The 14516-nt window shown below is 73.1% G+C and carries 13 protein-coding genes and 2 pseudogenes; 12 read left to right on the top strand and 3 right to left on the bottom strand.

Annotated features, from left to right (window positions below):
• The 4 genes and pseudogenes from DZF91_RS41910 to DZF91_RS08740 form a co-directional block, all read left to right on the top strand.
• Nucleotides 1-1364, top strand: a pseudogene (locus tag DZF91_RS41910) (hypothetical protein); the annotation flags it as partial.
• Between the two features lie 229 nt (nt 1365-1593).
• Entirely contained in the window at nt 1594-2199 is a 606-nt protein-coding gene (locus DZF91_RS08750) for a dihydrofolate reductase family protein (protein ID WP_117356972.1), read from the top strand.
• 22 nt (nt 2200-2221) lie between these two features.
• Nucleotides 2222-2560: a TetR/AcrR family transcriptional regulator C-terminal domain-containing protein gene (locus DZF91_RS08745; protein ID WP_117356971.1), complete on the top strand. Its 339-nt coding sequence runs from the start codon at nt 2222-2224 to the stop codon at nt 2558-2560.
• A 123-nt stretch (nt 2561-2683) separates the two neighbouring features.
• Nucleotides 2684-2896, top strand: a complete 213-nt coding sequence (locus DZF91_RS08740) for a hypothetical protein (protein ID WP_147341062.1) — start codon at nt 2684-2686, stop codon at nt 2894-2896.
• 111 nt (nt 2897-3007) lie between these two features.
• Here DZF91_RS08740 and DZF91_RS08735 read toward each other — a convergent pair whose 3' ends face one another.
• Nucleotides 3008-3655 (bottom strand): hypothetical protein, encoded by a 648-nt coding sequence (locus DZF91_RS08735; protein ID WP_147341061.1) that lies wholly within the window; start codon nt 3653-3655, stop codon nt 3008-3010.
• 374 nt (nt 3656-4029) lie between these two features.
• Between DZF91_RS08735 and DZF91_RS08730 the strand changes: the two genes are divergently transcribed.
• From DZF91_RS08730 to DZF91_RS08715, 4 genes are all read left to right on the top strand, one after another.
• Nucleotides 4030-5301 carry an extracellular solute-binding protein gene (locus DZF91_RS08730; RefSeq protein ID WP_199486506.1) on the top strand — a complete coding sequence of 424 codons (1272 nt, stop codon included), beginning with the start codon at nt 4030-4032 and terminating at the stop codon, nt 5299-5301.
• A 9-nt stretch (nt 5302-5310) separates the two neighbouring features.
• On the top strand, nt 5311-6216 hold the full coding sequence (locus tag DZF91_RS08725) for a carbohydrate ABC transporter permease (RefSeq protein ID WP_117356967.1): 906 nt from the start codon (nt 5311-5313) through the stop codon (nt 6214-6216).
• Between the two features lie 98 nt (nt 6217-6314).
• Nucleotides 6315-7145, top strand: a complete 831-nt coding sequence (locus DZF91_RS08720; protein WP_117356966.1) for a carbohydrate ABC transporter permease — start codon at nt 6315-6317, stop codon at nt 7143-7145.
• 5 nt (nt 7146-7150) lie between these two features.
• Entirely contained in the window at nt 7151-8416 is a 1266-nt protein-coding gene (locus DZF91_RS08715) for an ABC transporter ATP-binding protein (RefSeq protein WP_117356965.1), read from the top strand.
• Nucleotides 8417-8452: 36 nt separating this feature from the next.
• Here DZF91_RS08715 and DZF91_RS08710 read toward each other — a convergent pair whose 3' ends face one another.
• Nucleotides 8453-8806 (bottom strand): DUF488 domain-containing protein, encoded by a 354-nt coding sequence (locus tag DZF91_RS08710; RefSeq protein ID WP_235834173.1) that lies wholly within the window; start codon nt 8804-8806, stop codon nt 8453-8455.
• Nucleotides 8807-8901: 95 nt separating this feature from the next.
• Here DZF91_RS08710 and DZF91_RS08705 point away from each other — a divergent pair, with 95 nt between their 5' ends.
• On the top strand, nt 8902-10635 hold the full coding sequence (locus DZF91_RS08705) for a pyruvate dehydrogenase (protein ID WP_117356964.1): 1734 nt from the start codon (nt 8902-8904) through the stop codon (nt 10633-10635).
• Between the two features lie 62 nt (nt 10636-10697).
• Here DZF91_RS08705 and DZF91_RS08700 read toward each other — a convergent pair whose 3' ends face one another.
• Nucleotides 10698-11102, bottom strand: a complete 405-nt coding sequence (locus DZF91_RS08700) for an ATP-binding protein (protein ID WP_235834172.1) — start codon at nt 11100-11102, stop codon at nt 10698-10700.
• A gap of 693 nt (nt 11103-11795) precedes the next feature.
• Between DZF91_RS08700 and DZF91_RS08695 the strand changes: the two genes are divergently transcribed.
• The 3 genes and pseudogenes from DZF91_RS08695 to DZF91_RS08685 form a co-directional block, all read left to right on the top strand.
• Nucleotides 11796-12965 carry an FAD-dependent monooxygenase gene (locus DZF91_RS08695; protein ID WP_117356963.1) on the top strand — a complete coding sequence of 390 codons (1170 nt, stop codon included), beginning with the start codon at nt 11796-11798 and terminating at the stop codon, nt 12963-12965.
• A 111-nt stretch (nt 12966-13076) separates the two neighbouring features.
• Nucleotides 13077-13790, top strand: coding sequence for a phosphatase PAP2 family protein (locus DZF91_RS08690; RefSeq protein WP_117356962.1), 714 nt, complete (start codon nt 13077-13079; stop codon nt 13788-13790).
• Nucleotides 13791-13837: 47 nt separating this feature from the next.
• Nucleotides 13838-14516: pseudogene (locus DZF91_RS08685) on the top strand (lysylphosphatidylglycerol synthase domain-containing protein); the annotation flags it as partial.

The raw sequence follows: 14516 nt of genomic DNA, 5'->3' as shown, positions 1-14516 counted from the left end.
GCCGCCGGTGCGCGCTGGCCTGGCGGCGCGCGGCCGAGGTCGTCGCCGCGCACGCCGCCGTCGCGGGGAGCGCCCCCGCGCCGTCGGGTTCCTCCCCGTCGAGCGGGCTGCCGTATGTCGCACCTGAATCTGCCGGGCACGACGTCCACCTGTGGGACGAGCCGTCTCGTGCGGCGCGGGAATCGGCTGAGTACGACCTGTACTACGAGCCGGGGCAGCTGCTCTTCACCCCCGACGAGTCGTCCGGTGGTACTTCGCCTTTGGTGTCGCCGTCCGCGAGAGGGTTGCGGAGGGGGACGGGTGGTGGCCCGCCGTTGCGGGTGGCGGCGCTGCTCGTCGCGCCCGCCGTTCCGGCGCCGCCGCCCCGGCTGCGGATGCGTGTCCTGCACACGCTCGCCGACCCCGAACTCGCGCCGTACCGCGCGGAGATCAGCGCGCGCGGCGGACGGCTCACCCCCGAAGGCCTGCCACGCCAGCCGGACGCGACCTCGCCCGTGACGCGCCGGACCCGCCGCGCCTCCCTGCGCACGACGCTCACGGGCGCGGCGGCCGTCACGGGCGTGCGGACCTCCGCTGCCGCGACCGCGACCGTGGGGACCGCGCTCGTCCCGCTGTTCCTGATGCCCGCCTCCACACCGACCGCCGGGCCCGGCCTGGCGCCCGGCGGACATGGCGGACACAGCGTCACGCTTCCGCTGAACGGCCTCTTCAAGGAGCCGCTTCCGGCCAGGTCGGCAGGGTCGGCCGAGCACGCCGACATGGGTATCCCACTCCCGCCCGCCGAGGGTCCGTCGCTCCCACCGGAGCAGGGTGCGGCGCCGCCGAACGCGGAGACGGCCAAGTATCCGGAGGTCCCGGCGATTTCGGGCGGTGTGCCCACCGACCCCACGGTGCCCGCGCTCCCCACGGTGCCCGCGCTCCCCACGGTGCCCGCGCTCCCCACGGTGCCCGCGCTCCCCACGGTGCCCGCGCTGCCCACGGTGCCGACGGTTCCGGCTCTGCCGACGGTGCCGGCCATGCCCGTGCTGCCCGTCGAGCCGGGGCACCTCCTCCGCGACGTCCCGCACCTCGCCGACAACGTGCCGTTGGCCGTTCGAGACGTCCCCGAGGCTGTGCGGGACCTCCCCGAGGTGGTTCAGGACGTCCCACGGGTGATCCGAGACGTCCCTCGGGCCTTGCAGGACGTCCCCGAGCTCGTGCAGGACCTTCCGAACGTCGTCCAGGACTCCCCGCGGCCCGACCGGACCCGACCGAGCGCGGCCCCCGACGCCCCACAGACGGCACCGGACGTCCCGCCCGCGGCCGAAGACGTCCCGAAGACGTCCGGGGACGTCCCGATGCCGGAGACCTCCGCTTCCCGATAGGCCCGGAACCGACGGCACGCCCGGACGTGCCATGCGGTGAGTCGTCCGCGAGCAACGCTGGACGTCCGCCTGTGTCTGAAGACGTCCCATGCCGTCCGGAGACTCCTGCTGACGGAGGCCGTCGCTTTGCGGGTCTGGGGCGGGGGTGTGGTGGGCAGGGATGGTGGAGGGCGATGACTTCGGGGTGGAGCGGGGGTCTGTCTCCTGGACGGACGGAAGGGGCGGGGTTATGGGCATCGTCTACACCGAGATGTCGGTCTCTCTGGACGGCTACATCGCGGGGCCTGGTGAGTCGGGGTTCGACCGGTTGTTCCGCTGGTACGAGAACGGCGACGTGGTCTGGGAGACGGCGTCGCCGGGGCTCACCTTCCGGCTGACGGAGGTGAGCGCGGCGGAGCTGCGGGAGCGGCTGGCCAACACGCGGGCGTTCCTCGTCGGGCGGCGGCTGTTCGACATCACCAACGGCTGGGAGGGGCGGCATCCGTTCGACGTCCCGGTGGTCGTGCTGACCCACGAGGTGCCGAAGGACTGGCCGCACCTGGGCACCGCGCCCTTCACGTTCGTCACCGAGGGCGGCGTGGAGGCGGCGGTCGCCACGGCGAAGCGGATCGCGGACGGCGGGGACGTCGGCGTCAACGGCGGCACGATCGCCACGCAATGCCTCGACGCCGGGCTGCTGGACGAGGTGGGCATGGCGCTCGTCCCGGTGATGCTGGGCGGTGGCGTGCCGTACTTCGGCGAGCTGGAGAACGGGCCGCTCGACCTGGAGGGCCCGATCAGGAGCGTGCAGGGCAAGGACGTCACGCACCTGCGCTACCGCGTCCGCCGGCCCTGACGCCCGGGCCGCCCCGGGGATCATGCGGCGGCCGGCCAGTCCCAGCCGAGCTGGGCGAACAGGCCGAGGCGGTCTGGGCGGCCTGGACATGGTGGAGGAGGCGCTTGCGGCGCTGGCCGAAACCGGCCTGACGCCCCTGGAGGCCGTGGGGCTGCTGAACACCGTCGCCACGTTCACCGTGGGCCACGTCCTGGCCGAGGTGCCCGCCGACACCGAGCCTGAGCTGCCCGATCTGGAGCGGCATCCGCGCGTCGCGGCGGCCGTGGCGGCGGGGCTCGGCATGCCGCCCGCCCATGAGGCCCGGTTCGAGCGCGCCCTCACCGCCATTTTGACCGGCCTTGCGCCCGTCGGTGAACGATGATGGGGGGATGACCCCTCGGGCGGGTGAGACCGGCGGGACGGAAGGTCGGTGAGATCCGCCCTCGGGGAGAGCGCGGCGGCGCGTGCGTGGGTGGTCCGGCTCCGGGTGCTGGCGGGAGGGCGCATGAGGGTGGTCACTCTGTGGCGCACTCGGGACGGAACCTACGCGGTCAGGGACGACCAGATGCGGCTGCTCGCCGAGTTCTGGGCCGAGCAGGACGGATGGTGGCGCGGCGAGCTGGCCGACGGCACCGTCCGGCGGGTCTGGGTCCCGGTCCGCGAGGAGGACGAGGAGGCCGCCGCCCGCGAGGTCACCAAACGCCTTCTGAGCCGCTGATCGGGCGGGCCACGCGGACGGCCCCGTGTCCGCCGGCCTCTCGGGACACGAGGTCGGCGCTACGACGTGCGGAAGTCCTTGTTCGGCCGCCGCGGGACCGGGCTGACCAGGTCAGCGTGCGGGGGTGGAGAAGACCTCGTTCAGCCAGCGGAAGACCGGGCCGAACGTCGCGTCCCAGACGGCGCGCAGCGCACGCCCGATCGGACGCGCGATGTTCGCCCAGACCCAGCGGACGGGCAGCACGACCAGGTACTTCACCGGGACGACCAGCGTGTAGTACAGCACCCGTCCGGCGGCCCGCCAGGCGGCGCTCAGGACGGGGAAGAGGGCGTTTTTCCAGATCCAGGCCAGCCCGCGTCCGATCGGGGCGAGGACGTACCGCCAGAGCAGCGTCAGCGGGACGACGACCAGGATGTTCATCACCCACGCGATCCCCTTGGCGATCGGGAGCAGGATGTGCCGGCCGATCCACGACAGGCCGGCCCAGAGACCGCGCCCGATCCAGGCGAGGAACGCGCCGAGCAGCCGCAGCGGCGGGAGCAGCAGCGCGGACCACACCCACACCAGGGGCTTGACCAGCAGGTAGTAGAGCGCGACGCCGATCGGGCGCAGGACGTACCGGGCGAACTGGACGAACAGCCAGCCGATGCCGCGGCCGAGGAGCACCAGCAGCTCCCACGCCAGCCGGAACGGCAGCACGATCACCATGAGGGGCCAGATCAGGCACCCGGGCCCGGAGTATTCGTTCGGCCTGGTCACAGTGTGTCCCCTCATGTCGTGCTCGGTCCCGACTATGACGGTTCGGGGCCGTGACCGGTTCACCGTCCGGTTCTCTGATTTTCCGTCTTTTCGGACGCGCGTATCGGCGTGTCCCGGCCCTGATCGGGGGCGGATGTGGCCGAAGTGACCGGCGTGTCGCCGCTGCCCCGCGCGTCCGAAACCGGCCCTCGACAGGGTCCGCATACCGGTGTTCTCATGAGGCCATCCCGCCGCGTCCGCGGACGGGCGGGGGCGGACCGAGCCCCCGCCGCGCGTCCCCCCGGGGCGTCCGCGAAGCTGCTCCCGCCGTGGCGGGACGGCTTCGGGAGGTCCGGATGGTCGAACGATCGAGGACAGGCCCCGGAAGGCGGGCCGTGCGCGGCTCGGTGGCGACGGCGCTGCTCGCGAGCGGCCTCGCCGCCTGCGGAGGAGGCGGCGGCGCGCCCACCCTGCACTGGTACGTCAACCCCGACAACGGTGGGCAGGACCGGCTGGCCAGGGCGTGCTCCGCCGCGTCCGGCGGCCGGTACCGGATCGAGACGGCGCTGCTGCCCGCGGACGCCAGCCAGCAGCGCGAGCAGCTCGTCCGGCGGCTCGCAGCGAAGGACTCCGGGCTCGACCTGATGAGCCTCGACCCGGTGTTCGTCGCCGAGGCGGCCAACGCCGGGTTCCTGCGTCCCTTCACCCCCGCCGAGGCCGCGGGCTTCACGCAGGGGGTCTTCCCCGCCGCCGTGCGCAGCTCCACCTGGAAGGGACGGCTGTACGCCGCGCCGTTCTGGGCGGGCACGCAGGTCCTCTGGTACCGCAGGTCGGTGGCGAGGAAGGCGGGCGTCGATCCCGCCGCACCGGGCTTCACCTGGGACAAGATGATCGACGCCGCCGAGCGGACCGGGACCACGGTCGGCGAGCAGGGCAACAAGTACGAGGGCTACATGGTGTGGATCAACGCTCTCGTCGAGTCGGCCGGCGGGCACGTCCTCACCGGCGGCGAGGACGGCGCGAAGGCGCGCATCACCATCGACGGCCCCGCGGGGCGGCGCGCCGCGGGCGTCATCCGGCGGCTCGCGCGCTCCAGGGCCGCGAGCCCGACCCTCGCGACCGACATCGAGGAGCAGGCGCGGTCCCTGCTGAACGGGCCGCGCGGCGGGTTCCTGCTGAACTGGGGCTACGTCTGGCAGGCCGAGACCGGCGACGCCAAGGCCGGGACGATCGCCGGGTCGGTCGTCGACGACCTCGGCTGGGCGCCGTATCCGCAGGTCACGGAGGGCGTGAAGGCCAAGCCGCCGTTCGGCGGGATCGAGCTCGCCGTCGGCGCCTACGGCAGGCACAAGGCCGAGGCCGTGGACGCCGCCAGGTGCGTCACCACGGCCGACAACATGAAGAGGTACATGCTCGACTCCGGCAACCCGGCCGCGCGCGCCGCCGTCTACGACGACCCCGAGGTGGTGAAGCGGTTCCCGATGGCCGGGCTGCTGCGCGACTCGATCGACGCCGCCGCCCCCCGCCCCGTCACGCCGTACTACGGGGACGTGTCCGGGGCGATCCAGTCCCGCTGGCATCCGCCGGCGTCGGTGGACCCGGCGACGACGCCGCGCCGCTCGGCGTCGTTCATCAGCCAGGTCCTCCGCGACAAGGCCCTGCTCTAGGAGGCACGCATGAGCGCACCGTCCCGCGCCGAGCTCTCCGACCGCGGTCGGGCCGAACGCCGCCTCGGCCTGGTCCTGTCCGCCCCGGCCGTCGCCGTGATGCTGCTGGTCACGGCGTATCCGCTGGCCAACGCGCTGTACCTGTCGCTGTTCCGGTACCGGCTGACCGCGCCGGACGACCGGAGGTTCGTCTGGTTCTCCAACTACGCCACCGCGCTCGGCGACCCGCTGTTCTGGCAGGACGTGCTGACGACGCTGGTCATCACGGCGGTGACGGTGGCGGTCGAGGTGGTCATCGGGTTCGCGTTCGCGCTGGTGATGCACCGCGCGGTGTTCGCCCGGCGGACCGTCCGGACGGCGATCCTGCTGCCGTACGGGATCGTCACGGTGATCTCGGCGTTCGCGTGGAAGTACGCGTTCGACCTCCAGTCGGGGTTCGTGAACTCGTGGTTCGGCGCGGGCGACTTCGCGTGGTTCTCGCACCGCTGGGCGTCGCTGCTGGTGATCGTCCTGTCGGAGATCTGGAAGACCACGCCGTTCGTGTCGCTGCTGCTGCTCGCCGGGCTCGCGCAGGTGCCCGGCGACCTCGGCGAGGCCGCGACCGTGGACGGCGCGACCGCCTGGCAGCGGCTGTGGCGGGTGACGATCCCCAACATGAGGGCCGCGATCCTCGTCGCCGTGCTGTTCCGCACCCTGGACGCGTGGCGGATCTTCGACAACGTCTTCGTGATGACGTCCGGCCAGGGGAAGACCGAGACGCTGTCGTTCCTCACCTACCGGCAGACGATCACCCGGACCGCGATCGGGCTCGGGGACGCCGTGGGGGTGCTGCTGTTCCTGTCCGTCGTGCTGATCGCGGCCGTGTTCATCCGGGGCTTCCGGGTGGACCTGTCGCAGGTGCGGGGGGACCGGTGACCGCCCCGCCCGCCGTTCAAGCCCTCGCCTGCCGCCCCCGCGCCCGCCGCGGGTCCCGTCCCGCCGCCGCAGACCAAGGAACGAGGTGACCGCTGACCATGGAAAGCGCCCGCTCGAAGTGGCTGTGGGCCGTCGGCTCGCTGCTCATCCTCGTCTGGACCGCCGTCCCGATCCTGTGGATCGTGATGCTCTCGTTCAAGCAGCCCGGCGAGGTCGGCAACCGGCACGGCTTCCTCCCGCACACCTGGACCTGGGAGAACTACCGGACGGTCTTCCGGACCGGCCTGTTCACCTCGGCGCTGGTCAACTCGATCGGCATCTCGCTGATCGCGACCGCCGTCGGGGTGGTGTTCGCGACGCTGGTCGCCTACGCCATCGCGCGGCTGGAGTTCCCGGGCAAGCGCGCGATCCTGTCGTTCGCGCTCGCGATCGCCATGTTCCCCGTGGTGTCGCTGGTCGGGCCGCTGTTCGACCTGTGGCGCGACATCGGCCTGTACGACACCTGGCCCGGACTGATCATCCCGTACGTCTCGTTCGCGCTGCCGCTCGCGATCTGGACGCTGTCGGCGTTCTTCCGCGAGATCCCGTGGGAGATGGAGCAGGCCGCCCAGGTGGACGGCGCGACGAGCTGGCAGGCGTTCCGCAAGGTGATCGTCCCGCTGGCCGCGCCCGGGGTGTTCACCGCGGCGATCCTGACGTTCTTCTTCTGCTGGAACGACTTCGTCTTCGGCATCTCGCTCACCTCGACCGACAACGCGCGCCCGGTCCCGGCCGCGCTGGCGTTCTTCACCGGGGCCAGCTTCTTCCAGCAGCCCACGACCGCGATCTGCGCCGCCGCCGTGGTGGTGACGGTGCCGGTCGTCGTCATCGTCCTGTTGTTCCAGCGCCGCATCGTCGCCGGGCTCACCGCCGGCGCCGTGAAGGGATAGCCGCGATGGCCGCCATCACCATGTCCCACATCGTCAAGCGGTACGGCGACGGGTACCCCGCCGTGAACGACGTGTCCCTGGACGTCCGGGACGGCGAGTTCATGATCCTCGTGGGGCCGTCGGGGTGCGGGAAGTCCACGCTGCTCCGGATGATCGTCGGCCTGGAGGACATCACGTCCGGCGAGATGCGGATCGGGGACCGCCGGGTCAACACCGTCGCGCCCCGGCAGCGGAACCTGTCGATGGTCTTCCAGAACTACGCGCTCTACCCGCACCTCACCGTGTTCGAGAACATCGCGTTCCCGCTGCGGCTCGCCAAGGTCCCCGGGGACGAGGTGGACCGGCGCGTCCGGGACACCGCCGACCTGCTCGAACTCACCGAGCACCTGGACCGCAAGCCCGCCAACCTGTCCGGCGGGCAGCGGCAGCGCGTGGCGATGGGCCGGGCGATCGTCCGCGAGGCCGACGCGTTCCTGTTCGACGAGCCGCTGTCCAACCTGGACGCCAAGCTGCGCGGCCAGATGCGCACGGAGATCTCCCGGCTGCAGCGGCGGCTCGGCGTCACGACCGTGTACGTCACGCACGACCAGACCGAGGCGATGACCCTCGGGGACCGGGTCGCGGTGCTCCGCAAGGGCGAGCTGCAGCAGGTCGCGAGCCCGCGCGAGCTGTACGAGCAGCCCCGCAACCTGTTCGTGGCGGGATTCATCGGGGCGCCGTCGATGAACTTCCTGCCCGCCTCGGTCGAGGGCTCCGAGCTGCGCACCCCGCTCGGCTCGCTCCCCGTGGACGACCGGCGCCGGGACGCCGTGGGCGACCGCCGCGTCGTGCTCGTCGGCGTCCGTCCGGAGTCCTTCGAGGACGCGTCGCTGGTGAGCCCGGACAAGCGGGCCCGCGGCGCGGTGCTGCGGGCGCGGGTGGACGTCACCGAGTGGCTCGGCAACGAGCTGTACGCGTACGTCCCCTACGAGGCCCCCGAGGACGTCGCCGCGCGGCTGCGCGACCTGTCCCGGGAGCTCGACGGCGACCAGCTCCGCACGCAGGCGGTCGTCGCGCTCGACCCGTCCAGCCGGATCCACCCGGGCCAGGACGCCGAGCTGTGGGTGGACACCGCGCGGCTGCACGTCTTCGACCCGTCCACCGGCCTGAACCTGACCCGCGACGAGGAGGCGGTCGCCGCGCTCGCCGAGCAGGCGGACGCCGCCCGCGACGCCCAGCGCGCGGCCCAGCGGACCGACACGCAGGAGGTGCCGCCGGCCGAGCAGAGCTGACACCGCCGCCGGGCCGAGGGAAGGAGGTGAGGGAGCTCAGCCCTGGAGACGGCGGCGGAGCACCGGGAGGTGGCTCGCCTCGATCTCCTTCGTCGCCGTGAGCAGCGTGACGGGCTGCTTCTCGGCGAGCTCGCGCAGCCTGCGCACCCTCTCGGCGCGCTCCGGCTCGTCCAGTTCGGCGCGGTAGCGGCGGACGAACTCGTCCTTCTTCGCCGGGTCGTGGCCGTACCATCTGCGCAGCTCGTCGGACGGCGCGATCTCCTTGTCCCACTCGGTGAGCTCGGCGTCGTCCTTCGACAGCCCGCGCGGCCACAGCCGGTCCACGAGCACGCGCGCCCCGTCCGCCGATTCGGGCGCGTCGTAGGCGCGCCGCATCCGGAATTCCCCCATGACGGGTCTCCTACCCCCGAAGCGACGGTTAGCCCCGCCCCGCCACGGGGATCCTGCCCGGGGGAAGATCATCGTCCTATCGGGGAGGCGCGGACATGGCGACGGTCGCCGAGCAGCTCATCGAGATCCTCCGGCAGGCGGGCGTCCGGCGCGTCTACGGAGTCGTCGGGGACAGCCTCAACCCGGTCGTGGACGCCGTCCGGCGGGCCGACGGGATCGAGTGGGCGCACGTCCGCAACGAGGAGGCCGGTGCCTTCGCGGCGGCGGCCGAGGCCCAGCTCACCGGGCGGCTCGCGGTCTGCGCGGGCAGCTGCGGGCCGGGCAACACCCACCTGATCAACGGCCTGTACGACGCGCAGCGCACCGGCGCGCCCGTGCTCGCCATCGCCTCCCAGATCCCGAGCGCGCAGATCGGGACGGGCTTCTTCCAGGAGACCCATCCGGAGCGCGTGTTCACCGAGTGCAGCGTCTACCGCGAGCTGGTCAGCGGCCCCGAGCAGATGCCCCGGATCGTCCGGACGGCCATCCAGCACGCCGTGGGGATCGGCGGCGTCTCGGTGCTCGCGCTGCCCGGCGACGTCGCCGACCGCGACGTCCCCGTGCCGGTGGGGCGCTCGGACATGCTCGTCCGCAAGGGCGTCCTGCATCCGCCCGCCGACCAGGTGGAGAGGCTCGCGAGCCTGGTCAACCGCGCGTCCAGGGTGATGCTGTTCTGCGGCGACGGCGTGCGGGACGCGCACGACGAGGTGATCGCGCTCGCCCGGCGCGTGCTGTCCCCGATCGGGCACTCGCTGCGCGGCAAGGAGTGGATCCAGTACGACAACCCGTTCGACGTCGGGATGAGCGGCCTGCTCGGCTACGGCGCCTGCTACGACGCGATGCGCGAGGCCGACCTGGTCCTGCTGCTCGGCACGGACTTCCCCTACGACCAGTTCCTGCCGGGGAAGCGGACCGTCCAGATCGACTGCGACGCGTCCCGGCTGGGCCGCCGCACGCCGCTGGAGCTGGCCGTCCACGGGGACGTCGGGGAGACGTTGCGGCAGGTCACCGGCAGGATCGAGCAGAAGACGGACGTGTCGTACCTGGACGGGATGCTCCGCAAGCACACCCGCTCGCTGGAGAAGGTGGTCGACGCCTACACCCGCGACATCGAGCACCACACGCCGATCCATCCCGAGTACGCCGCCGCCGTGCTGGACGACGTGGCCGCCGACGACGCGGTCTTCACCGTCGACACCGGCATGTGCAACGTGTGGGCCGCGCGCTACCTCACGCCGAACGGACGCCGCCGCATCATCGGGTCGTTCCTGCACGGCTCGATGGCGAACGCGATGCCGCACGCGATCGGCGCGCAGTTCGCCTATCCAGGCCGGCAGGTGGTCTCGCTGTCCGGGGACGGCGGGCTGAGCATGCTGCTCGGCGACCTCATCACGATCCGGCAGCACCGGCTGCCCGTGAAGATCGTCCTGTTCGACAACGGGTCGCTCGGCATGGTCGAGCTGGAGATGCTCGTGGACGGCCTCCCCGCGCACGGCACCGACAACGGCCAGGTGGACTACGCGGGCATCGCGCGGGCGGTCGGCATCGACGCCGAGCGCGTCGAGGACCCGGCCCGCGTGAAGGCCGCGCTCACCGAGGCGTTCGCGTCCGACGGCCCGTACCTGGTGCACCTGCTCACCGACCCGAACGCGCTCTCCATCCCGCCGAGGATCACCGGCGCGCAGGTCAAGGGGTTCGCGCTCGCGGCGGGCCGGACCGTCCTGAACGGCGGCGTGGGCAGGATGGTCGACCTCGCGCGCAGCAACCTCCGGAACATCCCGCGCCCCTGAGCGCGGCTGCCCGTGAGCGCGGGTGCCCGTGAGCGCGGCTCGTCCGAACGTTCCGGCCGGGGTCAGGACTTCGCGCCGGGCAGGTCCACGTCGAACCACAGGTACGTGCCGGTCGCGGACTGCTCCAGGCCCCACTCGGACGCCAGGACGTCGATGACCGCCAGGCCGCGGCCGTGGTCGATGCGGTCGGTGCCGTGCGGGTCGCCGCGCCGGGCGGGCCCGCCGTCGCGGACCGCGACCCGCAGCCGCCGGCCGTCGGCCGCGATCCGGACGCGGATCGGCTCGCTGCCGTGCAGCACGGCGTTCGCCAGGGCCTCGGCGCCCATCAGCTCCACGTCGTCGAGCAGCTCCGGGTCGTCGATCAGCTTCGCCGCGCGCTCGCGCACCGTGCGCCGCAGCGCCTGCCCCTCCGTCCGGCCGCCGGTGAGGACGAGCTCTTCGCCGAGGAGCTGCATCACGCCGGTCACGTCCCGCAGCCGAGGCGGTCGCGGCCGGAGCGGTCGCGCGCGGAGCGGGCGCGGGCGGACGGGCGGGGAGCCGATGCCGTTGTGCCGAGTGTCACTGGATCACCACACTGTGAGAGCGGAGACGCGTCGCGATCATTCCTTTCCGGTACGTGACCGGGCAACGCGCCGCGAGACCTTGGTCTTGACCTGTTCCGGTCGCGGGCTCGGGCGTCCCCGGACGTGGCCGCGGACGCCTGGTGGGCGCCGGGCCGGTGCCGGTCCTCGATGCGAGGAGCCGACGGGGACCGCTCCAAGATAGGCCGGAATCCGAACCTCGCGCAGCACAACGCCCCGGAATCCGCAGGTCCCGCCACCCCGCGGATCGCCGTGCCGCGCGCGGACGCCGCGACCGGCGGCAACGCCCCGGACGAGCGGCAGGAAACCCGCGGTGAGCGGCATCGCGGTGAGCGGCATCGCGGCGCGCGGCATCGCGGCGCGCGGCACCGCGGCGCGCGGTGGAGGCAGCGGCGTGCAGGAGAGACGGCGCGGCGCGCTGTAGCGGCAGCACGGCGCGCAGGACGTGGTTGGCGGTGCGAGGGGGCGGGACGTGGTGCGTGGGGTGCTCGGGGCGGTGCGCGCATGGTCAGTGGACGGTCAGCGGGTGCCGCGACCGTGAGGTCACGCGAACACGGAACGACCGGATGGAGCGGGACCATGGAGAACACCACCGTACTGATCTCGGGTGCGAGCGTCGGCGGCCCGGCGCTGGCGTACTGGCTGACCCGGCACGGTTTCGACGTCACCGTCGTGGAGGTCTCGGACGGCCCGCGCCCCGGCGGCCAGGCGATCGACGTGCGCGGCCCGGCGCTGGAGGTCACCGCGCGGATGGGCGTGCTGGACGAGATCCGGGCCGCGCGGGTGCGGATGCGCGGGATGTCGATGGTGGGCGCCGACGGCGAGGAGCTGTTCCGCAGCGAGGAGCGCACCATCACCGGCGGCGACCTGGACAGCCCGGACGTCGAGATCCTGCGCGACGACCTGTCTGCGATCCTCACCCGCGCCGCCGGCGACTCGGTCGAGTACCTGTACGGCGACTCGATCGCGGGGCTGGAGCAGGACGCGGACGGGGTGCGCGTGTACTTCGCGTCCGGCGCGCGCCGCGACTTCGACCTGGTCGTCGGCGCGGACGGCCTGCACTCCAACACCCGGCGGCTGGTCTTCGGCCCGGAGGAGCGCTTCGTCACCCACCTCGGCACCTACCTGGGCGTCTGGACCGCCCCGAACTTCCTCGGCCTGGACGAGTGGCAGGTCTTCCACCAGATGCCGGGCAGCTCGTGGGGAGGCGGCGTGATGAGCGTCCGCGACAACCGCGAGGTGCGCGTCTACCTGGGCTTCGAGTCGGCCGAGCCGATCGCCTACGACCACCGCGACACCGCCGCGCAGCAGCGGCTGCTCGCCGAGCGGCTCGCGGGCGGCGGTTGGGAGCTGCCGCGCCTGCTGGAGTCGATGGAGGACGCGCCGGACTTCCACTTCGACGCGATGGCGCAGGTCCACATGGACTCCTGGTCGTCCGGGCGGGTGGTCCTGCTCGGCGACGCCGGGTACTGCGGCTCGCCGCTGTCGGGGCAGGGCACCTCCATGGCGATGGTCGGCGCGTACGTCCTGGCCGGGGAGCTGAAGGCGGCGGACGGCGACCACGGGAAGGCGTTCGCGGCGTACGAGACCGAGCTGCGCGGCTACGTCACCGCCAACCAGGAGCTCGCCCTCACCAACAAGGCGCGCGTCGAGGCGCAGCAGGCCGCCGACTCGGGCCACCCCGACGAGGCCATCGACTTCCAGGACTTCGGCGAGATCGTCAACTCGCTGGTGCTGAAGAGCTACTGAACCTTCGCGCGGTCCCTCGCCGTCCGCCCACCCGCCCGTCCGTCCCCGCCGGGACGGACGGGCGGGCGTGTCGGGGGTGCGAGAGCGTGAATTGTCGGCTACTCCGGAGATATGGCAGACACACGCGACGACCGCCGGACGGCCGGACCGCACGTCGCCCGAGGGCGGTGGTGGATCGCCGGTGCGCTGCTCGCGCTGGCGTTCGTCCTGCTCACGGCGGTGGTCGCGCTGCGGGACGGGCGGCCCCTGCCCGGTGACCTCGCGCTGCACGACTGGTCGGTGGCGCACCGGCCGCACGGGATGCGGACGGTCGCCACCGTGATCACCGACAGCGGGTCGGGCGCGCTCCCGTACCTGGTGGCGATCGCGGCGGGGCTGCTGGCGGGCCGGGCCATGCCGGGGATCGCGTGGGTGGAGTGGCCCCGGCTGGAGGGCGTCTGGGCGGCGGTGGAGGCGTTGCTGCTGTTCACGGCCATCCGGCTCGTCCGGTACGGGGTGATGGTGTGGGTCGACCGGCCGCGTCCGCCGGCACGGGACTGGATCGGCCATCCGTCCGGGATGTCGTTCCCGTCCGGGCACACGACGACGTCGGCGGCGGCCGCGCTGCTGCTGATCGCCGCCGCGGCCGTGGCCCTGCGCGGCGCGACCCGCGTGGCGGTGATCGGGGTCGCCGCGCTGTGGGCCGTCCTGGTCGGGGTCAGCCGGGTCTACCTGGGCGTTCACTGGCCCACGGACGTCCTCGGCGGATGGCTGCTCGTGGCCGCGGCGGGGTGCGCCCTCTGGGCCCTGCCGAGAAGACGAACGCGACAGGACGCTCAGGAGTGACTTCCTTATAACGCACTCATAACCGACGTGTGCTTACCATCGGCCTCATGACGAGAGCCGAGGTTCCCGCCGACGCCGAGATCATGGAATGGCGGCGTTCGGGTTTCCGGACCGCCGCCCTCTGGATGTGGCCCTGGTGCCTGCTCATGGCGACCGCCGCCGCGTGCGCCGCCACCGCCGTCTCCGCGGACGCCCCCTACGCCGACGACGAGGCCCTCGAACTGGTCGGAGGCTGGTGCCGCGACGCGCTCGGCGGCCTGGACGGCGTGCCGTGGGCCGTCGTCCCGCTGCTGGTCTTCCTCACCGTCACGCACTACGCCTGCACGGCGAAGGCGCTGCGCGCGGCGTCCGGACGGCCGCTGCCCAAGGGGGAGACGTTCGCCGTGCAGATCGCCGCCGCGGCGGCGAGCCGGCTCGTCCCGGCGGGGCTCGGCAGCCTCGCCGTCCTCACCCGCTACCTCAGCCGGCGCGGCCACTCGGGGGCCGAGGGCGTCGCCGTCGTCGGGCTCACCCGGCTGGCGGGCGGAGTGTCCAGCCTCGGCCTGTTCTTCGCGCTCGGCGCGGGGCACCTGCCGAACCCGTCCGCGATCGGCTCGCACCTGCGGCACGTCCGGATGCCCGACGGGAGCGCTACCGGCCTCGCCGTCGCGGTGCTGGGCGCGACGACGGCGACGCTCGTGGCCCGCCGCCGCGCCGCGCCGGACGGACGGCTCGCCCGCCTGCGCC

The organism is Actinomadura logoneensis (assembly GCF_003428695.1).
GTDB classification, from domain to species: Bacteria; Actinomycetota; Actinomycetes; order Streptosporangiales; family Streptosporangiaceae; genus Spirillospora; species Spirillospora logoneensis.
This window is presented reverse-complemented; position numbering and strand designations above follow the sequence as displayed.